Source organism: Psychrobacter sp. 28M-43, assembly GCF_014770435.1.
Classification (GTDB): Bacteria; Pseudomonadota; Gammaproteobacteria; order Pseudomonadales; family Moraxellaceae; genus Psychrobacter.
In genome coordinates this window covers 2,302,394-2,322,235 of the sequence record NZ_CP061739.1, presented here as the reverse complement: position 1 = coordinate 2,322,235, position 19,842 = coordinate 2,302,394, and the positions used below count along the sequence as shown (strand labels likewise).

Annotated in this window: 20 protein-coding genes; 7 read left to right on the top strand and 13 right to left on the bottom strand. The window is 42.0% G+C overall.

Going from position 1 to position 19,842, the window contains the following annotated elements; translation table 11 throughout:
* Positions 1 to 8 precede the first annotated feature (8 nt).
* Positions 9 to 551, top strand: coding sequence for a DUF3124 domain-containing protein (locus IEE84_RS09675; RefSeq protein WP_191114023.1), 543 nt, complete (start codon positions 9 to 11; stop codon positions 549 to 551).
* Positions 552 to 693: 142 nt separating this feature from the next.
* On the top strand, positions 694 to 1,107 hold the full coding sequence (locus tag IEE84_RS09670) for a PaaI family thioesterase (protein WP_191114022.1): 414 nt from the start codon (positions 694 to 696) through the stop codon (positions 1,105 to 1,107).
* Between the two features lie 27 nt (positions 1,108 to 1,134).
* Here the strand turns inward: IEE84_RS09670 and IEE84_RS09665 are convergent, their stop codons facing one another.
* The 10 genes from IEE84_RS09665 to IEE84_RS09620 form a co-directional block, all read right to left on the bottom strand.
* Positions 1,135 to 1,824, bottom strand: a complete 690-nt coding sequence (locus IEE84_RS09665) for a c-type cytochrome (protein WP_191114021.1) — start codon at positions 1,822 to 1,824, stop codon at positions 1,135 to 1,137.
* A 93-nt stretch (positions 1,825 to 1,917) separates the two neighbouring features.
* Positions 1,918 to 3,519, bottom strand: coding sequence for a flavin monoamine oxidase family protein (locus IEE84_RS09660; protein ID WP_191114020.1), 1,602 nt, complete (start codon positions 3,517 to 3,519; stop codon positions 1,918 to 1,920).
* Positions 3,520 to 3,589: 70 nt separating this feature from the next.
* Positions 3,590 to 4,894 carry a c-type cytochrome gene (locus tag IEE84_RS09655; protein ID WP_224738012.1) on the bottom strand — a complete coding sequence of 435 codons (1,305 nt, stop codon included), beginning with the start codon at positions 4,892 to 4,894 and terminating at the stop codon, positions 3,590 to 3,592.
* A 175-nt stretch (positions 4,895 to 5,069) separates the two neighbouring features.
* Positions 5,070 to 5,684 carry a YceI family protein gene (locus IEE84_RS09650; RefSeq protein ID WP_191114018.1) on the bottom strand — a complete coding sequence of 205 codons (615 nt, stop codon included), beginning with the start codon at positions 5,682 to 5,684 and terminating at the stop codon, positions 5,070 to 5,072.
* Between the two features lie 217 nt (positions 5,685 to 5,901).
* Complete coding sequence (locus IEE84_RS09645) at positions 5,902 to 6,726, bottom strand: PAP2 family lipid A phosphatase (RefSeq protein ID WP_191114017.1); 825 nt, start codon at positions 6,724 to 6,726, stop codon at positions 5,902 to 5,904.
* 128 nt (positions 6,727 to 6,854) lie between these two features.
* The gene (locus IEE84_RS09640; protein ID WP_191114016.1) at positions 6,855 to 7,328 is read right to left on the bottom strand and encodes a diacylglycerol kinase; all 474 of its coding nucleotides are present in this window, start codon (positions 7,326 to 7,328) and stop codon (positions 6,855 to 6,857) included.
* Positions 7,329 to 7,506: 178 nt separating this feature from the next.
* Positions 7,507 to 8,847 (bottom strand): sensor histidine kinase, encoded by a 1,341-nt coding sequence (locus tag IEE84_RS09635; protein WP_191114015.1) that lies wholly within the window; start codon positions 8,845 to 8,847, stop codon positions 7,507 to 7,509.
* A 127-nt stretch (positions 8,848 to 8,974) separates the two neighbouring features.
* Complete coding sequence (locus IEE84_RS09630) at positions 8,975 to 9,670, bottom strand: response regulator transcription factor (RefSeq protein ID WP_191114014.1); 696 nt, start codon at positions 9,668 to 9,670, stop codon at positions 8,975 to 8,977.
* A 105-nt stretch (positions 9,671 to 9,775) separates the two neighbouring features.
* Entirely contained in the window at positions 9,776 to 11,494 is a 1,719-nt protein-coding gene (locus IEE84_RS09625; RefSeq protein WP_191114013.1) for a phosphoethanolamine transferase, read from the bottom strand.
* A gap of 141 nt (positions 11,495 to 11,635) precedes the next feature.
* On the bottom strand, positions 11,636 to 12,325 hold the full coding sequence (locus IEE84_RS09620; RefSeq protein WP_191114012.1) for a Crp/Fnr family transcriptional regulator: 690 nt from the start codon (positions 12,323 to 12,325) through the stop codon (positions 11,636 to 11,638).
* Between the two features lie 85 nt (positions 12,326 to 12,410).
* On the opposite strand from IEE84_RS09620, the gene IEE84_RS09615 reads away from it, so the two are divergent.
* The 4 genes from IEE84_RS09615 (at position 12,411) to IEE84_RS09600 (ending at position 16,255) form a co-directional block, all read left to right on the top strand.
* Positions 12,411 to 13,202: a class II aldolase/adducin family protein gene (locus IEE84_RS09615; protein WP_228724807.1), complete on the top strand. Its 792-nt coding sequence runs from the start codon at positions 12,411 to 12,413 to the stop codon at positions 13,200 to 13,202.
* 7 nt (positions 13,203 to 13,209) lie between these two features.
* Positions 13,210 to 14,082, top strand: a complete 873-nt coding sequence (locus tag IEE84_RS09610; protein ID WP_191114011.1) for an alpha/beta fold hydrolase — start codon at positions 13,210 to 13,212, stop codon at positions 14,080 to 14,082.
* Between the two features lie 584 nt (positions 14,083 to 14,666).
* Positions 14,667 to 14,900, top strand: a complete 234-nt coding sequence (locus IEE84_RS09605) for a hypothetical protein (protein ID WP_191114010.1) — start codon at positions 14,667 to 14,669, stop codon at positions 14,898 to 14,900.
* 443 nt (positions 14,901 to 15,343) lie between these two features.
* Positions 15,344 to 16,255, top strand: a complete 912-nt coding sequence (locus tag IEE84_RS09600) for a hypothetical protein (protein WP_191114009.1) — start codon at positions 15,344 to 15,346, stop codon at positions 16,253 to 16,255.
* Positions 16,256 to 17,190: 935 nt separating this feature from the next.
* Here the strand turns inward: IEE84_RS09600 and truC are convergent.
* Positions 17,191 to 17,964 (bottom strand): tRNA pseudouridine(65) synthase TruC, encoded by a 774-nt coding sequence (gene truC / locus IEE84_RS09595; RefSeq protein ID WP_224737747.1) that lies wholly within the window; start codon positions 17,962 to 17,964, stop codon positions 17,191 to 17,193.
* 84 nt (positions 17,965 to 18,048) lie between these two features.
* Here truC and IEE84_RS13190 point away from each other — a divergent pair, with 84 nt between their 5' ends.
* Entirely contained in the window at positions 18,049 to 18,345 is a 297-nt protein-coding gene (locus IEE84_RS13190) for a pirin-like C-terminal cupin domain-containing protein (protein WP_267442787.1), read from the top strand.
* A 219-nt stretch (positions 18,346 to 18,564) separates the two neighbouring features.
* Here the strand turns inward: IEE84_RS13190 and IEE84_RS09585 are convergent, their stop codons facing one another.
* On the bottom strand, positions 18,565 to 18,843 hold the full coding sequence (locus tag IEE84_RS09585) for a peptidylprolyl isomerase (RefSeq protein ID WP_102078430.1): 279 nt from the start codon (positions 18,841 to 18,843) through the stop codon (positions 18,565 to 18,567).
* Between the two features lie 255 nt (positions 18,844 to 19,098).
* A complete protein-coding gene (locus IEE84_RS09580) occupies positions 19,099 to 19,734 on the bottom strand; it encodes a TetR family transcriptional regulator C-terminal domain-containing protein (protein ID WP_224737746.1) in 636 nt (211 codons plus the stop codon).
* Between the last annotated feature and the right edge of the window lie 108 nt (positions 19,735 to 19,842).

Here is a 19,842-nt window from a genome sequence, read left to right as displayed (position 1 = left end):
GAATGATTATGAATAAGCGAAGTATATCTGTCCTACTGATCGCTAGAATGGCACTACTGTCAGGTTGTGATCAGTCCGCGCAAGACCCGAACGTTCTTTTGTCTGAGCATCAAAAAGATCCGATTAAAGAGTTGGCGATTACCTCAGATGTGGATCACAGTCAGTTTGGTTACAAGCAAACCTTTTATGTGCCGATTTATTCTGATATCTATACCGATAGAGACGCTCGCAAAGTGCTGCTATCGGCGACGCTGAGTGTACGTAACACCACGCTCAAAAAGTCACTGTATATTAATAAAATTGATTATTATGATACAGATGGGGCATTGGTCAAATCATATCTAGATAACCCTATCGAGCTACCAGCGATGGCCACGCTGAACTATATCGTCGAAAAAGAAGAGGATAAAGGCGGTTCTGGCGCTAACTTTATCATCGAAGTCGAAGGTGTGGATGAAACCGTCAAACCAGTGATAGAAGCAGTCATGATCGGTAACTTTAGCAACAAGGGATTTGCCTTTAGTACAGAAGGTACACCCGTGATACATTGAGATATGTATCGTCATTACGTAATTTAGGGCATTAAAAGAGCACCGTAGCATAGGCGAAAATAGTTTCGATTTTGCTATCTAGCAATGATCCTATAAATGTATTAAACGAATCAACATGGACAGTTCAATTCAAGGAAGAGTTATGTCTGCAACCAAAGAAGAAATCAGCGCCTTTATGGCATTGGAGTTTCCCCAAACTAAATGCGTCGTCGAGGCGGTCAACGAAAATGGCGCGACTTTATCGCACGAGATCGGTGTAAATGAGCTGCGTCCCGGTGGCACAGTTTCGGGACCTGTCATGATGGCCGTCGCTGATGTTGCCATTTATGTGGCGATCCTCGGAAGAATCGGTATTGTCCCGTTAACGGTGACGACGAGTTTGACCATCAATTTCTTGCGTAAGCCATCAGCAAGTGCTCGTATTATCGCCGAATGTACCTTGATGAAAGTAGGACGCACGTTGATAGTAGGCGAGGTGTCCCTTTATTCAGAAGGATGTGATGACATCGTGGCTCACGTAGTTGGCACGTATTCGGTGCCGCCTAAGCGTTGTTAAAGCTAGTTAGTTTGTCGTGTATTTTACTCACTCACTAGGGTCTGATCCTGGTGGAAAATCATGGCGTAGCTGTGCGACATTAGCAGTGGTCACTATATCAGTGAAGCTATTTAGATCGCTATGTACGTATTGTGTGACGGCTGTTATTTGCTCATCGCTCATCATGCGGTGGAATGATGGCATGCCGCGTAGACCATTGATTAACACACTGATGATATAGTATTTCGATTGCATCTTGCTGTTATTGGCTAGCGGTGGATAGTAGCCTGCGCCTTGCGCACCTTCACCTTTTTGCATATGGCAACCTGCACAGGAGTCATCATAGAGCTTTTTGCCATTGGTGGTAAGGAATCCCGTCTTGCCTTGTATGCTTCCTTCAAATTTTGCGAGCCACTGCTGCATGTTGGTATCTTCACTCATGTTTGGTATTGAGCGCACATCGACTATATTGGTAGTAGGCTCAGCCAACTCTGCTTTGGACACATATACGCCGCCCCATGCGCCCTGATTGCGACTGGCCTGATTGTCGAAACTATTGTTAAATAGCATGGGCGCTGTTTGTGGATTGGCGATAGTGGCTGCGTTTTTTGCCTTATACTGACTACAGCCTGACAACGTTGTTAACGCTATCGACCCACCGACCATGAGCATCATTATTGCCTTGCTCGAGCTGAGCGAGCTAGATGATTTTATCGGGTTTGATGTCACTACGTTCATAATTGTTCCTAATGTGCTTAGTCTCATTGTTATCATTCTTGCTTGAAAGGCAGAGTTATTATTCAAAGCTTATTACTCAAAAGTTAGCTTTAGCTATCCAAGTTTCTTGGCCTTTTGATGTAAGCGTTTGGCAGCATCCATACCGGATAATATCGCGCCCTCTTGCCATGCAGGAATATGTGAGCAATGCTCACCTGCTAACACAATCCGGTGGTCTATCTCGCATAATGTTTGATAATACTGCTCACGACTTGACTCGCTCCAGATACCGTAGCAGCCAAGCGACCAAGGGATACGGTGCCATGCGACAGACGTGCCCGAACGGAACTCTTTGGTATATTGCGGATGAATCTGTTTGCCATAGGCGAGCGCGGCATTGATACGTTCTTTAGGAGTCAACGAGTTAAACTTGTACGACGCCTCTCCAAACCCATACGCGCCAAGTAGCACACCTGAGCCTGAGCTAAACATATCTTGTGACGGGTAGGAGATTTGTGAGATAGGCATATCGGTATAAGTGATACCGCCATAGATCCATTCATCCTCTTCCCAAAACCTTCGTTTGAACTCCAAACCTACTTTATACGAGCTGTCATAAGGAACGGCTGCCATCGCTTGTTTCATTGGCGCGGAGACATTGATATCAATCTGCGTCAATATTGACAAGGGGATAGTACAAATGCACCAACCTGCGCGCACTGTTTTGGCTATACCGTCAGGGCTGTTGCTATCGACATAGTCAACGGTAACCCCAGTTTCGTCTTGATTGATTTTGATGACTTTGGCATTGAAGGTAATCATATCTCGACATTCACGTGTGAACGCATCACCGATTTTCCCCATACCGCCGACAGGCTGAAACATCGTTGGTTGATGCACATGCACGGTATAGTTGCTATAAATATCCGACCACATACCTGAGTCTAATAATTTGTCCATCGGTATGGGTGTTGATGGTTTGGCCTCAGGCATCAGACCACCACCGGGATATACACTATAGCCACGATGCTTGCCCGTTTCATGGCTTTTGACATAGCGATAGTTGTTATCTAGCACGCCCCAGCCCTTGAGACCTTCGAGTAATTTTTCTTTGTCCTCTTTATTGACCGTACTATCGAGACTGCCTGTATTGACGGCTTTGGACAGCAGTTCTGACACATAGCCACGAATATCGCTTTGTACTTCGCCCAAGCGCTGCGGCGCACCATCGAAGTGATTGGTACGATGCAGATAAGCGCGATCATTGGTCTGGATAAAAGGCTGCAATGCCACACCGAACTTTTTGCAGTAATGAAAGACCGCGTAGTGGTGGATGGGCAGTCGCCATGGTCCGCCATTGAAGTAATTGCCTTTTTTAAAGTCGCAAGTGACCTCAGCACCGCCAAGTTCAGTATATTTGTCACCGCTGTTGAGTGTCCAGCTGCGGCCACCGCCACGATTTTGGTACTCAAGCACGGTCACTTTGTAGCCCGCTTTGCGTAGCTCATAGGCGGCAGTTAGACCACCCAATCCTGCACCCAAAATCAGGATGCTGGCACCAGCCGGTGCGCCTTTCAGATTCATCTCTTCTTTGAAGCTCGACTCAGATGCAAACCCCAACGTGGCCATCGCTTGATACATCGCGGTCGCGCCTGCCGTCTTGCCTATCATTGAGAGCAGTTGTCGTCGCGTGGGAGATTGGAGCAGGTCATTCATAGGATTATCCTTATCGTGCTGAGTCTTTGCGGTGTTATTGAAAATACTAATTTATGCCTATTCTTTATAGCTAACTTTTTTCTTTTATCACGCGCGTGACTTCAGCGGCACTAACATCGCTATTTGATAAACCACCAAATTTGACTCGTACGTAGTTAGTAATATTAGCAATCTGCGCAGGGCTTAAGTCTTCTGAAAAACCAGGCATTTTTGGTGCTGTGTTAAAGGCACCTTTCGCGCCAAAGGCAATTACGCCAACGAGCGCATCAGGTTTTACGCGGCGAATACTACTCAAACCAACGATGGAGGCGTAGCGTGCATCGGGCTGGGCGTAACCGTCGACCCCATGACAGCTAGCGCAATGTGTCAGATACAACTCTTTTGGCGTGTTGCTGTTCAGACCGCTATTGTTGGCACTGCTGACAGTATTGGTTTTGGCATGTGCCAGATAGTCTTTTTGCTCAAGTAAGTCGTAAGTAATAGAATCGCTGACTGGTTGCGGTAGACGAGAAATATTGACAGGTATCAAATAGTCATCGGTCTTAATGGCTGGGACGACTTTTAAATAGTCAGCCATCGCTATAAGGTCTTCGTCGGTTAGGTAGCGCATACTGTGCGCCACGGCTTCTGCCATTGGCCCGCCCGCGTAAGCGCGCTTATCAAGCGTTCCTGTACGTAGATAATTTACGATATCCACTTCGCTCCAAAGGCCGATACCTGTGTCGTTGTCAGGGGTGATATTCGGTGCAAACCATTTGCCAAGTGGTGCGCCGGATAAATAGTGGTCTTTATCTAGGCCTTGGGTTAAGTTGCGCGGGGTGTGACAGGTACCGCAGTGCTCTAAGTTATTGACCAAATATTCACCGCGCTGCTGAGTTTCAGTTAGCCCTGAGCGATTTTCAGTAGAGGGCACATTGATGACATTCCATGCCAGCATTAAGCTACGAATATTTAACGGGAAAGGCAAATGAGTGGTTTTTTCAGGTGGTTTGTCTACGATAGGAACGGTCTGAAAGTACGCGAACAAGGCGCTGATATCCTCATCTGTCATGCCATGATAAGACGGGTAAGGCATAGCAGGATAAAGCTGATGATTTGGTGTGCGACCTTTTTGCAAGGCTTTTTTAAAATCAGCTTCAGTATAATTACCTATACCGTATTTCTTAGAGGGTGTGATATTGGTTGAGTAAATATTGCCAACGGGCGTCTCAATCGGCACGCCGCCACTATAATTTTCACGGTGACAGGCCATACAGTCGGCTGTACGAGCCACGTAAGCACCGCGATTGGCAAGCGCACTATTGGTGGGGCTGATATTGGGTAAGCTTGTGCTGCTAGGCAAAGTATTTTCTTGGAAACTGACGCCAGCGGCCATCGCTACGGTAGAGGCGCCAAATCCTATGACCACTGAAAATGACAATGCTGGCATGACTGCAGAAAGTGGCTTCACAATGTCCTTATAATATCGATGAATCATGTCTAATTCCTTTTTAAGCTTTCTGCAAATCACTACCCGTATCTATTAAGACAGTGGCGAAACATTAAAAATACTACTGTCTGGCGGCTTCGACCTTGATACTTAAGTCAAGGTTTTTGGTCAGTCCGAACCAAGCGAATTTATTGATATTCCATTTTGTACGATTAATCGTAGCAGTGAACTCACCCCCACAAACATCTTTTTTGATGCTCGTATTTAGATAACAATTAAACTTAGTCGCGGTTAGGCTAATTGGGTGGGTCTCGCCATGCAGTGTCAATTGGCCATCTATTTGTGAGACCTGCGGCCTTTTTTTATCTTGATTAAAATGCCATTTTGTCGATTCAAACTGCGCTGAAGGAAACCTCTGCATATCAAAAAATTCAGGCCCAGTTAGGCTATTATTAAAAGAAGGGTTGCCCGTATTTAAGGAGTTTATCGGTATGATCAATGAGATTTCGCCTGATCTTAAGTTTGGATCGTATTGCAATTGACCTTTGATATTATAAAAACCACCAGTCGTGGCTGAACTCTTAAAGTGTTCGATAGCAAATCGGATATGAGTGCTGGCAGGATTAATAGCGTAACTGGCAGCTTGACTGCTACTTGCAGTGCCTACGAGCAATAATAAAATGGTCAAAAAAGAATAGATATGCGACGGTTTTGACCTAATAGACAACAAGCGCATAGCTACATTCCTTTACCGCCTCTTGATATGGAGGAGCTCATTCACAAGCGCTATCCTTGCGTTTGCTTAACAATAAGCCAATGATTGTCAATTATTTATACAGGGTTTTTCAAATACTTAGTAGTGCTATTTTAGTAAAGAGATAATGAACAACTCTGTCATGCCCGAACGTCCATTCAAAGTACTGATGCATAAGTACTGAACCTAAGTGCCAACTTTAAGTATTAGAGTGCTCAATGCTAGACAAGCTAAGACCAATATGTCTTTTATCGTCGTTGGTGCTGTGTGCCTTACTCTTAATCGATTGTTTGAAAAATAGGGCTGCGAGCGCACAGGCTATGGTTAATGACAGCAGCATTGAGACCAATGTATGGCTAAAGAAATGATCGCCAAACAGCATCTTATACAGTCCCATTGTCCAGCCCAAAATAGTTACTGATATGACTATCTGATAGCGGTATTTTCTTAATGTTGGTAAAAAAGCCAGTCCATATAAAGAAAATCCTGCGCTGGCGTGAGCCGCTGGGAAGCATCTGGCAGGCGTTGCTGCTACGATGTTTTGCCAAAGATTGAGGTAGGGCAAATCCCCATTAAAAATAACCAAATCATTTGGGCAGCTAATATGAGTGACGCCTTTGAGCGTGGCAATAGTAGTAGGCACAATCGCCAATATAATCAGTAGGTAGCTTATCTCGCGCATAGGTAAAGGAAGCAGAAACTGATCAAGGTTATTATGACTGAGCTTACTGCGATTTAGCTTATTGCAGCTTAGGGCAGTAGCATTAAGCCTTGATTGTCTGTACTTGATGATTAAAACCGCTATGAGATAGACAGCCAATAGAAACAATAATACTTTGGGCAAATCATAAAAGATAAATGCATAAGGCTGCGCGCCCTTTTCGAGTAGCCAGTGACCATTGTTATAAAAAAGCTCACTGATGCGTACATCTAATTGGCTATGCTCAAAAACTAAGGTGGCCATGATGGTCACGCACAGTAGTTTTAGCCAGTCCCAAGTCACTGCGTTGTTTTCTGAAGTCATGACTACACCTGATAACGTATATGCGATGTTGATAGTTCTTAATACGACCTTCGTTTTATTGTTTATCTAAGCAGCGCATTGTGCTGTTAGGCGAGTGCTCGCCATGCTTTAATAAAGTAGATCAGACTTTAATAAAGTAGAGCAGACAACGCCATTACCCATAAAACCATTAACAAACTTAACGCTAAGAACTGTGCCGCAGAGCCGACATCTTTTGCGATTTTTGCGAGCGGGTGTTTGGCGGTTGAAGTATGGTCAACGCAAGCTTCGATACCTGTGTTGACTAGCTCAACAATCAAAGATAAAAAAGAAGCGACGACCAGCATCATTTTTATACCAAGCGCAAAAGGCATAACGATGACAGCAGCTAGCAGTATAAGATTGAGCCACAAAACTTGTCTAAAAGCCGCTTCCAATTTATATGCGGCTTTAAAGCCATCTATAGAGTAGCCAGTGGCTTTTATAATGCGAAGGATTCCCGTTTTACCTTTGGCATGACTTGCAAAGCTATCAGCTGCGAGTGCATTATCATGCGTCGTCTGATTGATAGAACTATGCTCGGCTGATGGGTCTACAAGGTTGGTATGAGTAATTTGCTTCATAGGGCGTTCTTAACGGTCTATTAAAATTAAGATAGCCTGAGTATAAGACGGGAGAGGTTAAGAAAACGTTAAGAGGAAATAGATGGATGAGATTAAAGCGTAATGGGTGTTTAAATTTTTCATTTCCCAATCAGCAATTATGATTGGGAGGTGAAGATATCTTTGGACTATCACAAGGTTACTTATAATAAATACTAAAGGTGCTACCACCTGAGCGATTGGCTTGGTGAGTGAGCTGCCAACCCATATGCGACATGATACGCTGGACGATACTGAGCCCTAGACCTGATCCTTCAACCTTATGTTTTGTCTCATGCTCTGACAACAGGATTGTTTGCTCGTCTTTATACTGAGACTCTAATCGCTCAAACCGTTCATATAATAGAGGCATCATCGCTTCAGGAATACCTAAGCCAGTATCAGTCACCATGATTTTTTCGTCATCGATAGTAATGGTTACTTCGCCATCATCGGTATATTGAAACGCATTTTTTATGAGGTTGCCCAATGCCATTTTTAGGAGTTCGGGGCGTACGTAAGCGCTGTATTCCTGCTCAGCAATTACCTGACAAGTAACAGACTTATACCGCAGTAAGTATTTTAGGCGCTGCATTTCCGCTAAAGCGATACTGTTAATAGAGGTTTGCGGTGCATCTAACTTTTCAGGCGCGCGCGATAGTAGAAGCAGAGCGGTGATAATCTCAGAAGTTTCTTTGGCAGTAGTGCTAATACGATTGGTAAACTCATTTAAGTGGCTGTCAGCGTCTAGTTGCGAGGCCAACACCTCGGAAGCCCCCATGATAATAGTCAATGGCGTGCGTAACTCGTGGCTGACATCACCAGTAAACAGTTGCTCGCGCTTGAGGTACTGTTCTAACTTGTGGTTTTTCTCATCGATAGCCCGTGCCAAGACACCAACCTCAGATGGTAAGTGTGTCAAGTCGCTTAAGTTATGATGGTCGGTCTCGACGGCTCGCTTCAAATCTAGTAAAGGCTTGATGATTTGTTTAGAGGACAATTGGGAAAAAATAGCGGCGATAAGTAAGCTTAGAATCACGGCTACTTTTAGCGTATCTGCAAAAATGTCTTCTAGGTGCTCAAATATCGCCAAGACTGGGTAATTTCCCATCACCATTTCGGTGTTTTCTAGGTAAGTCAAAATATAGGTTTGACCGTCTTGGGTATAGGCAAAAAGATGCAGGTTGGCATGACCTGCTCCAGAGGCCTTATTAACAGTGACAGAAGTCTCTTGCACCGTGTCATTGGCTATCGCTTGCAAACTAGCAGGTGCTTTATCATAGCGATAAATCTTGATACCTGGGTCAGCGACATAAATAGGCTGGTCACCGTATTTTTCTTGACTAAGCTCTAGCTGCTGCAATAGGCGAGCCTTGACCAAATCTTGCTCTATTCGGCTCTCTGCGTACAAGAAAATACTGACAAAAGCTGCGCACAGTAATAACGCGAATATGAAGTAAGACAGTCTGAACTTATTGGCTATCGAGTCTATATTGAGCATGGCGTAGGACAACCTAATAGAATAAGGCGATATATAACAGGGCTATATATAATAGAGCGAGAAATATGGTACGGTAAGTCGATTAGTAAATTGGATAAGGTTTATTCAATTCATACTGCAATCATGACTACGCGTTTGCTGATTTATTAGGGTCAACAACTTGGTAACCTACGCCAGGTACTGTGACTATCATGGGTATGTCAAATGGCTTATCAACCTGTGCGCGCACGCTATGCATATGGGTGCGCAGTGCATCACTACTGGGTATGTCTAGCCCCCACACTTTTTCTTCAATCTCAGTTTTACTGACGACTCTAGGCGCTGCACTCATTAGGATGTGCAATATTTTAAAGCCAGTGGGAGTAAGCTTCAGTGATTGTCCCTCACGCATAATAGTATGCTCACTATTGTTTAAGGACAACGCTCCGACGGCAATACTGTGGGCAAAATGATCGTCTTCATGGCGACGTATGAGCGCTTTGATACGACATTCCAACTCAACCAACGAAAACGGCTTGACCAAATAATCATCAGCGCCGCTATCAAAACCAGCGACTTTATCCAAGATTGTATCGCGAGCCGTGAGCATTAGCACGGGCGTTTTATCATGCAACTCTTCTCTGAGCTTTTTGCACAGCTGCGTGCCATCCATACCTGGTAGCATTACATCTAGCAGGATTACATCATAGCGATTGTTTGAGGCAAGTGTTAGCCCGCTATAGCCGTTATGCGCGTTGTCCAACTCAAACCCTTTTGGCTCAAAAAAAGCATAAATATTGGCCACGATATCGGGGTTGTCTTCAATAACGAGTATTTTGTACATGATGCTGACCTAAAAAATAGTGGTTACCTAAAAGGACTGAACGATATAAAACGAATGTAGTGAGCTGTTTTAATAAATTCTTTGGAATAACTCACTTTTAGCCAATCAATTAGAATGACCCAGTTTAAAAAAGGTTGGTGCACCTTTCACCTCATCGGTCGTAATACTAAAAAAGTTCAGCAATGTCGGCGTAATAAAATCGTGTGACACTGGCTGATTGACCATACTAGAAAGACTTTCAGTATCGATACTATTACTATTGGGCGACCAAACTATCGTAGGCACGTGTTTTTGTGCATCTGGTGCGAACTTATAGGGCAAGCCGTGCAGGTAGATATTATTTTCACCCAAACTCTCCCCATGATCACTAATATATACCATTACCACATCATAATCTTGCTCATAAGGCTTTAGCGTATCAATCACATTACTCAAAAAGTAATCGGTATAACGAATCGCATTATCGTAACCATTTATCACAGACTGAGCATCACATTTAGACAGCTCATTGGTCATGCAGACAGGGTTATATTTTTCAAATTCTTTAGGATAGCGCTGATAATAAGCGGGACCATGATTACCCATTTGGTGTAACAAAATAAGCGTGTCTTTCGGCATCTCTTTCTGTGAGCTGCCTGATTTAACCAGTTCATCAAAACCATCAAGCATACCGATATCTCGGCATTCGACATCACAGTTGGGGTTTGTGTCAGCTGTTTTATAGTCTTCAAAAGTAACGCGATCAGCCACGCCTTTTGAGCTAGAGTTATTGTCGCGCCAAATGACATTGACCCCTTGCTTGCTGAGCGTATCTAGTACGTTTTCATTATACTTAGCGGTATCGATATCGTAGTCTGTTCGATTTGCATAGCTAAACATGCAAGGTACGGAGTAGGCCGTAGAGGTTCCGCAGGAGACAGCATCTTCAAAGCTATAAAGGTCTGACTGCTTTGAGAGCAGCGGTGTGGTATTGCGTGTATAACCGTTCAAACCGAAATGATCGGCGCGAGCCGTTTCGCCAACCACAAATACCATTAGTTTTGGTTTAGCACTGCCACTCACACTATCAGCAGGTGCCACACGCTTTGCATCTGTCGCATGCAGCGTCAAACTATCAGGACGGCGTAGCTCATCGACATAGTTTTCGCCAAGTTTGATCGTAGAGTAAATAGGCGTGATCGGATTGGCATAAGAGCGAACTTGTTTATGTTGACGAAAGAAGCTGGCGTACTGGTCACCAAACGGCAAAATACAAACGGCGATTAGCGCAACAGATAGGATCAAGGTTGCCGTTTTTTGTAGAATACTGCGTTGCCAAGTAAAGCGTTTCAACCGTATCTTGCTAATGATAAAGGCGGGCAACACGCCCAGTAGCAGCACACGAATGACAATGCTGGGGGCAAACAATCCCATCGCCTCTGCTTGATCGGTCTCCAGACTGTTAATCAACATGTTGGTATCAAATATCGTTCCATAGGCGCTAGTAAAATAACCACAGATGGCAGCGATAATCAGCAACGTAGCTAGTACGGGTTTGGCAATTGGGCGATAGCACAGCAGCTGTAATACCAGCCACATCAGTCCAAATAACAAGCCAATAATAGACAGGATAAATCCGACGTTTTTGCTAAATGGATAGACAGCCAGCACCTGCTCAAAGAACGCAATATTTGCAGTCACTACCAAATATAAAGCCACGATAATAATAAGATAACTGAGACTTATCTCACGATCATAGAGCTTACTAAGGTAGCTGGTCTTTGTATTGGCGTTGGGTGCGTTGATTTTTAGCACATTGGTCTTGATGACTTGAGGTATGGACATACAGATACTTCTCAACAGATGGTAGGAAACGTCATTCCTTACCATAGCAAGTGGTCTGTTAAGAAGATGTTAAGGCGGTTCATGCCAACTCTAATAAGTTAGAGGTTGGGGTGTTTTCTGAGATGATTTTATATATTTAAGTCAGGCAGGATTCATCATTACCATTAACTGAGTTTTGTCTTTTATAGTAATAAAGCCATAATGCATATCTATAAGTTTCTGCTTTTGCCATGATTGAATGATTTTATTGATGGTTTGTCTGGTAGTACCAAGCATGAAACCAAGCTCTTCTTGCGATAAGCGCAGATCTATTTTGATATCACCATTCACTTGCTTACCATAAGTGTCAATCAGCCCAATCAGCATGCTAGCCAATCGCGCTGAGGTATTGAGTGAGGTAGCATCGTCAATCCAATCAAATGCTCGGCGGATTCGCTCGCAGGTTATAAGCGCGAGGTGCTTGTATAAAATTGGATGCAATTGCGCTGTCTGAATGACGAGATTTCTTGGGATTGAGATTAGCGTTACTTTGTTAATCGTCCACGCATCATGGGTGCGAGGATTGTCATCTATGATAGATATTTCACCAAACCACTCACCACTAGATAGATGCGCCAACGTCATGGCATGGCCACTAGCGCTCACATTACAGACCCTAATGGTACCCGACACGACAAAGTGTAGCGCCGCATCATCGTTGTCACCGATGGCATGAATCATTTGGCCTTTTTGGTATACCTTTAGCACCGCATCGCCTGCCAGTAGTGGCTGCACAATGGCTGGTAATTGACTAAACCATGGGTCGTTATTTAAATAATGATTGATATTCATAAGTGTAATGTTTTTGACAGATTTGGTTTTATAAAATGGTGTAAAGTAATCATTCAGGATATCTAACACAGTAAAGGAATACACCATGCAAACAACTATGCAAACCGCGACATCGACCGATTCAACCTCGAGTGTACACCATAATATGAGCGAACAAGAGTGGCAGATGCGCGTAAATCTTGCCGCCTGTTATCGAATGATTGCCTCTTATGGCTGGGATGATTTGGTATTCACTCATATCTCTGCGCGCGTACCAGGTACTGAGGATGAGTTTTTAATCAATCCGTACGGGATGTTATTTGAAGAGATTACCGCCTCTAGTTTGGTCAAGGTTAATAAAGCAGGCGAGAAAGTAGCGCCGTCAGAGTTTGACGTAAATCCAGCTGGATTTATCATTCATAGTGCTGTGCACGAGGCTCGCGACGATGCGCATTGCGTCATTCATTTGCACACAAATGATGGTGTTGCCGTCTCAGCGCAAGAAAAAGGCCTGCTACCTATCTCGCAACAATCATTATTTCCACTATCTAACTTGGCATACCACGACTACGAAGGCGTCGCATTAAACCCTGAAGAAAAAGTACGTTTGGTTGCTGATTTAGGCGATGCTCACTTTATGATTTTGCGTAACCATGGTCTGCTCACCTGTGCCGATACGGTCGCCAATGCGTTCTTATACATGTATATCATGCAAAGAGCTTGCGAGATTCAGATCAAAGCACAGAGCGGCGGTGGTACCTTGACGCCAATACCAGCACAAATATTGGCCGGTATCCAAGCTGCATCAGAGCAAGTCACCCGTGGCGCGAATGGCGATATCGCATGGCCTGCATTGTTGAGAAAATTGCGCCGCACCGACCCGTCATTTGAGGAGTAAGTCTCTAATGATAACTCTTAATGAGTGGCAACGGCAGGGGCAATATGAAACTATTCATGGGCATCAAATCTTTACTCGGTATGCAGGGGATAAAAGTGCGCCTGTACTGCTATTGATTCATGGTTACCCTAGTGCCAGTTGGGATTGGGAGGGCATGTGGGATGCGCTAACCGAACATTATTATGTCATCACACTCGATATGCTAGGGTTTGGGTTATCAGATAAACCCAAAAACGCGCGCTATCTAATCAGTGAACAGGCTGATATTTATCAAGCGGTTTTAGAAAAACTGGACGTCAGTGATTATCATATATTAGCGCATGACTATGGTGATACGGTGGCTCAGGAGTTACTAGCAAGACAAGTCGAAGGGAGCGCTGAGCGACACATTGCTAGCGTATGCTTTTTAAACGGTGGTCTGTTTCCTGAGACGCACAAACCTATCTTGGTACAGAAACTACTGCTATCGCCATTAGGCCCTCTAGTATCAAAGCTGATTAATAAGCAGAAATTTGCGGGCAGCTTACAACGGATATTTGGCCCTGACACGCAGCCCACAGTAAAGGTGATAGATACGCTATGGCAGCTGTTAAATCACAATGATGGATTGGGTGTGATGCATAAGCTGATTAACTATATGCCCCAACGTCAGCAGTACCGCGAGCGATGGGTAGGCGCGATTATCAACAGTACCGTACCTGTGAAATTGATTGCTGGCGCCAAAGATCCTATCTCAGGTCAGCATATGATTGATCGTTATCGCCAGCTGATACCCAACGCTGATATAACCAATATGCCTATGTTAGGTCATTATCCGCAGATAGAGAATGCGGCAGCGATCACAGCGGCTTATCTACAATTTAGACGCAGTATCCTGTAAGTACAGTTCAGTCTAATGAACGCAGGGCATCAAATGGTGCTCTGCGTTTTTTTATTCTCTTATCATCCTTTAACTCTTAAAAAAATGCATAAGTCTAAATGAGACTAATATCCGTGAGCGTAGTCACAGAGCTGTGCAAAAGGTTTTTGATAAAATGATCACCAAAAAACGGCTAATAATCATTAAATGGCCTATATACATAGTGCTACAAGATATTGATGACTTGATAGAAAGGTATTTTGAAAAGTTTGAGGTTTTGGAGCGTAGTATAAGAGATTATCTTTTAAGTGTATTATGAGAATATAAAGTACTCGTGTAAAGCCTAACAGATATAACTATTCAAAAAGGCCATTATAAGTGGTTCCATTATACCAGTCTGTTTTAAGTAGTCTGTTAATAGGTTTTTGGGGTGAAATAGCTGGTTCCGCTGGGGTATAATCTAAAAAAGCCTGTTTCTGCTATTTTGAAAATGTATAGAAAATACTAGGTTATAAAACTGGTCCTAGTGGTGGTAATTTGTGTCAACATGGCTCATTCGAACGCTCTAAGGTTATTTTTATTGGTAAGCTTCAAAAGAGGTAGCTATGGAAAATACAAGCTTGAATGTTGGAAACGTCAAAATAATGCTTAAGAAGCAGATAGAATTAGACAACTTTTGCGATGACACTGCGTTATTTTGGCAAGGTTACTTGTTTGCTTTATTAGAATTTAGTCTGATTGAAGGCGATAATGAGCTATATACTCTTTTACCGCAAGTCGGAAACCAAGAATGCTATGATTTCTTATTGGGTGAGCCATCAGATATAGAACTTGACTAAGTAATACAAAAAAATAGATAGCAATTATGATATTTAAGTACAGTAAAGATGACTTTAAAGAAGAAATTCATGAGTATCTGCGAATAAGTAACGATCCTTATCAAGGTTCACTTATTTGGCAAGGCTATTTATTTGGACTAGTAGCAGGAAACCTATTAGATATTAAGGATTACAATGATCTTTTATCTATTTTGCCAACTAAAGTGTCAATATCGCTTGAAGAATAATTTAACTATGTGGAAGAATTTGTAGAAACAAACATGGGGTATTTAAATCAGACAGCTTAATCATAATGACCTACCTACCGTTAGTACTGTCAGTTTGACTCCTGTATAGGGTACCGTACCTGATTGGTTCGGTGTAGGTATATCTTAAAATGAATGATTCTAGCATTACCGCTTCTACTGGCACGATTAATAGCTCCTCTTATAGAGAAGATTAACATGAGTAATATGCAACGATTGAAATCAACCTTGTTAAATAAAAATAATGGTAAATGGTCTCAGCACGGTAAGCTTTACACAGGCATTGTTTTTTTCGATAAACCTAATAACCAGTTAGAAGCCTATGAAGTTAAGGAAGGTGAGATCGATTTACTTTATATCTCACCTTGTCAGATAGGATTGCCTTCGCCTATTAATATTGACTCTACAGGATTTTGTAATGAGGACTTAGATGAGTATGGTTGTGGCACGATACCACAACTTTATCAAGGTAAGTTATATCAAGGTATGTCATATACCTTTGATGAAGGTATCTGTGATAGAGAGATCTATACCATTGAAAATGGCGAAACAGAAAATCAGATCATGTGGAGGACAAAACCCCATGAGCCATCTATGTTTGAGCTTCGATATGAGGATAAGCAGTCAGGTTTCAACTATTCGAACACCAGTAAAGAATATGTAACTTTTGGGTATGGTAAAACTTGTAAAGAAACCAATCAACTTGAGGATATTTCTATCAAGTATATATCGAAGGAAAATACAATAGGTAAATTAACAATCATAGGCAACATTCTTACCTCAAAAAACTACCTTGATTGTCCAATTCCTTTACCAAAAATGTATGAGTTAATCGAGAACTATCGGTATTTTATATTTGATAAGTTTGTATCTCTACGTATAAATGAAGATATGATAGATAAGTTATTCTGTATATGGGTAGCAAATAATAGCTTTAAACACGTAGAAAAAATACACATCAGTGGTCTGGACGGTTTAAACGATTTGGATATTTTTAGTAATAAACAGATTTTTGGCTCCCTGCGAAAAATACTTTTAAATAAAAAAACATCCTTAAAGCAAGTAGAGAGACTTAAGGCTATTGCACCTGATATTAATATCGTATACTAATAAAGCTAAACCATTAATTTCGCTAATACCTAACAACAGTTTAGGGTATACCCTAATTTACAATCTTTACTTTGAATCGATAAGTACAAAAATATTTACTGATAATTTTTAGATGATTTACAAGATTCCTTGTAAAGGTTCCATTTTATTGACTTCTAATGGATAAAGCCAACTTACGCAAGAGATCTATTATAATATGAAATATATTCAGCCACTCCAGAACAAATAATACCAATGAAAAAAGTCATTAACCTCAAGCTCGGACTAGAGTAAGGAATTACTATCAAAGTGAATAACATAGATACTATTCCTCCAAAAATTAAGATCAGTCCTACCTCTGTTGCTTTATTATTAAATTTTAAAAAGAATAATAATTCTGAAAAAATATAAGTTATAAAAGCTGGAACACAATACACTAAACCTAAAACAGGTGACCCAAGTAAAGGAAATAAAAGACCACTCCATAAATCATTATGAGTATAAAAATTTTTATTCATTTGTGTTGTGAGCAATATATACAATATAAAAATAAAGCCTCCTATACTTGGTGCAATCAAACAATAAACGACGAGCTTATTCCTAAATATTTTCCTCATCATTTACATCCTTATGAGCTATGCTGAAGAAACCGTACAAGTAAACTTGGTAAACTAAGCGTATTAATCGGAGTTTATCATGACCAAGAAAGTAAGAAACTACAGTGACGAATTTAAAGTAACCGCAATATAAAGTAAATATTGAGTATAGCTACTATGTAGCGCACTGACCATAGACAGAACATGTATGATAGGTACACCATGAAGTACACTGTGATTAATTCAGCTAGTTAAAACGCTGATACCATTATCTTACAGTCTAAGATTCAAGTCCTCACTAGGGAACCGAACCTTTAGCAGCCGTATTTTAGCCTTTTTCACTGACTATTTTAGATAAGTTTAGGCTTTAGCGCTGTCTACCCAAGAGAACTCTTCTAAGATACGCATCCATTGATCGTCTAATCCTGCTGTTAGTACTAGTGGCTCACCAGTGACGGGGTGGCTGAGCGCCAAAATCTGAGCATGCAGCAACATACGTGTGCAATCATAGTGAGTACGAAAAAATCGTGTATGACGTATATCGCCGTGACTGGTATCACCCACGATATGATGGAATACATGTCTCATATGCCGACGCAGCTGATGTTTGCGTCCAGTTTCAGGCGTTAAGCGCACCAGACTGTAGCGGCTAGTGGCATGCTTTTTTGATACTGCAAATGGCAGCTCAACTTGTGCCAAACTCTGCCAGTGAGTCACCGCTTCTTGAGCAGGTTTATCTAAGTTGGCAAATTTATCGGCAATGGCATCAGGTTTAAAGCTAAGCGCATAATCAACAGTACCTTGTTCAGACATAAAGCCGCGCACCACGGCCAAATATTGCTTGGTCACTTTACGTTCAGTAAACGCTTCGGTAAGGCTACGTGCCACAGATGAACTCTTAGCAAACAACAACACACCTGATGTGGGTTTGTCTAACCTATGTACTGGAAACACATGGCAGCCTACCGCATCACGGGTGAGCTGCATGGCAAAGCGTGTCTCATCTTTGTCCAGCCAACTGCGATGCACCAACAGACCAGCTTCTTTATTAATCGCTACTATATACTCATCTTCATAGATAATTTCTATTTGATCAGCAGTATTGCCTTCGATATCCATGTTTTCATTGCTCATATTTTAGATGCATCAATTATATATCCTTTTTATTGTACCTGTAGTGGCATAATAAATTTAGAGCCGGGCTTTGAGTACGGTATCTTGGTTTCAGAAGGCAAGGTTTGTCAACAAGACCAGTTATTCCGTTTTCATGATAGCGATGTCGCCAATAACAAAAGTATTAAGTTGGCTGCCAAAAAAGGCACACGTATCATGTTTATCGGCGGCGAACCGCTTAATAGCCAAGTGCTAATGTGGTGGAACTTCGTTGCTGATAACAAAGCTGAGATTGAGCAATCTATTATAGATTGGAATAATGGCCATGAGCGTTTCGGTAATGTTGACTCTGATATGAAGCGCTTGCCTGCACCTGAACTACCTAGGGGTTTTAAAGGCTGATTACAGTTTGTCTCGCCACCTCAATATCTGACCTTAACTCGTAGAAAACTGCTTAAGTAAAATACTGCTTAAGTAAAATAAGGGTAATTTGACGTAAGGGTTAGGTCGATCAAACATCAAGTCCTGATTCGCACATAATTACCACGATATTAAAGCATATGCGAATCAGGACAATATTTGAGGCATACTCCAGTCGGCTTACAATCAAAACGCCAATGCTTAAGTTCTATAAAGGACTTTTACGACATGCCAGCCAAATTTGGTCTTTACTAGATGCGGAGTAAATAGTTCGCCGGTAAAGCAAACCTTATCGAATGGCCCTACCATATCGCCTTTGCCAAACTCACCTAAGCTGCCACCTTTCTTACCTGATGGGCAGGTCGAGTATCGCTTGGCCAGTACATCAAACTTAGCGCCTTTTTTAAGCTTGGCAATAATGTCCTCAGCTTGTTCTTTATGTTTTACTAAAATGTGCAATGCGCTAGCGGTACGAGCCATAATGTAACCCTTTCATAAAATATCAATTATCAGGACATTATATCACTACTTACCTTGGTTGCTAACCTCACTTGCAGGTGCTGAGTTCTCCCAAGTCATCCTTATACAATCGTGACTATAGGGGTTGAAGAAAAGAAGTTTTAGTCATGTAATGTTTTATTTAAACTACAGCCCTTAAATGACGGACATAAAAAAAGCCTCAATCTTTAGATTGGGGCTTTTCGAATTGGGGATCTGTACTTTACTCATATCAAATCACGGAATCAAACTATCTACCAAAAGCTGAGTACTAGTGTTTAATGCCTCGTTAGCGAACTTCTTATTTCTCAAACTATGATTGCACACCGCTTCAGTTTGCGTAGAAAAATCAGAATAGTGCTGAGTGACTGCCCAAATATGAAAAATTAAATGGATGGCAGACACGGACTTAATCTTGTTATCTGCAATCCACCCATCAATCACTGCCACCTTTTCACGAACCAAAGATTTCAAAGGGCCTTTTAATACAGCCATCAAATGAGGCGCTCCTTGTATAATCTCTAACGCATATAGTCTCGATGCTGCAGGTGATTTTTTTGAGATTTTATACTTTTCTTCAATATAGGTCTTAAGGGCAACCCTTGGATCTTGGTTGGCGTTAATCTCACTCAAAGGCGATAGCCACTTACTCAGCACCTTTTCTAAAACAGCAACATACAGAACTTCTTTACTTTGAAAGTAATAAAATATATTCGATTTAGATATGTCAGCTTCTTCGGCAATTTGCTCCATGCGCGCGCCATTTAACCCCTCTTGGGAAAATACGATCAATGCAGCATTAATGATATGTTCTTTCTTTTTTAATATCTTTGCACTCGTCTCTGTCTCTTCTTTTAGTGCGTATTCTTTCACTATATTTTCCCTCATCGTAAAGCCATATGAACCTAGTTTTAAATGATAGTTGATTCAATTTAAAACAGGGTCGAAGTACCAAATGCAGATGCTACTGGTTGATTAAAA

Excerpts from the sequence above, each read along its gene's own strand:
- IEE84_RS09655 (WP_224738012.1), bottom strand. The coding sequence starts at position 4,894 with ATGGCCGCTGGCGTCAGTTTCCAAGAAAATACTTTGCCTAGCAGCACA.
- IEE84_RS09615 (WP_228724807.1), top strand. The coding sequence starts at position 12,411 with ATGCAAACAACTATGCAAACCGCGACATCGACCGATTCAACCTCGAGT.
- truC (WP_224737747.1), bottom strand. The coding sequence starts at position 17,964 with ATGAGCAATGAAAACATGGATATCGAAGGCAATACTGCTGATCAAATA.
- IEE84_RS09605 (WP_191114010.1), top strand. The coding sequence starts at position 14,667 with ATGGAAAATACAAGCTTGAATGTTGGAAACGTCAAAATAATGCTTAAG.
- IEE84_RS09600 (WP_191114009.1), top strand. The coding sequence starts at position 15,344 with ATGAGTAATATGCAACGATTGAAATCAACCTTGTTAAATAAAAATAAT.
- IEE84_RS09585 (WP_102078430.1), bottom strand. The coding sequence starts at position 18,843 with ATGGCTCGTACCGCTAGCGCATTGCACATTTTAGTAAAACATAAAGAA.
- IEE84_RS09640 (WP_191114016.1), bottom strand. The coding sequence starts at position 7,328 with ATGAAGCAAATTACTCATACCAACCTTGTAGACCCATCAGCCGAGCAT.
- IEE84_RS09645 (WP_191114017.1), bottom strand. The coding sequence starts at position 6,726 with ATGACTTCAGAAAACAACGCAGTGACTTGGGACTGGCTAAAACTACTG.
- IEE84_RS09665 (WP_191114021.1), bottom strand. The coding sequence starts at position 1,824 with ATGAACGTAGTGACATCAAACCCGATAAAATCATCTAGCTCGCTCAGC.
- IEE84_RS09675 (WP_191114023.1), top strand. The coding sequence starts at position 9 with ATGAATAAGCGAAGTATATCTGTCCTACTGATCGCTAGAATGGCACTA.
- IEE84_RS09660 (WP_191114020.1), bottom strand. The coding sequence starts at position 3,519 with ATGAATGACCTGCTCCAATCTCCCACGCGACGACAACTGCTCTCAATG.
- IEE84_RS09620 (WP_191114012.1), bottom strand. The coding sequence starts at position 12,325 with ATGAATATCAATCATTATTTAAATAACGACCCATGGTTTAGTCAATTA.
- IEE84_RS09670 (WP_191114022.1), top strand. The coding sequence starts at position 694 with ATGTCTGCAACCAAAGAAGAAATCAGCGCCTTTATGGCATTGGAGTTT.
- IEE84_RS09610 (WP_191114011.1), top strand. The coding sequence starts at position 13,210 with ATGATAACTCTTAATGAGTGGCAACGGCAGGGGCAATATGAAACTATT.
- IEE84_RS09630 (WP_191114014.1), bottom strand. The coding sequence starts at position 9,670 with ATGTACAAAATACTCGTTATTGAAGACAACCCCGATATCGTGGCCAAT.
- IEE84_RS09650 (WP_191114018.1), bottom strand. The coding sequence starts at position 5,684 with ATGCGCTTGTTGTCTATTAGGTCAAAACCGTCGCATATCTATTCTTTT.
- IEE84_RS09635 (WP_191114015.1), bottom strand. The coding sequence starts at position 8,847 with ATGCTCAATATAGACTCGATAGCCAATAAGTTCAGACTGTCTTACTTC.
- IEE84_RS09625 (WP_191114013.1), bottom strand. The coding sequence starts at position 11,494 with ATGTCCATACCTCAAGTCATCAAGACCAATGTGCTAAAAATCAACGCA.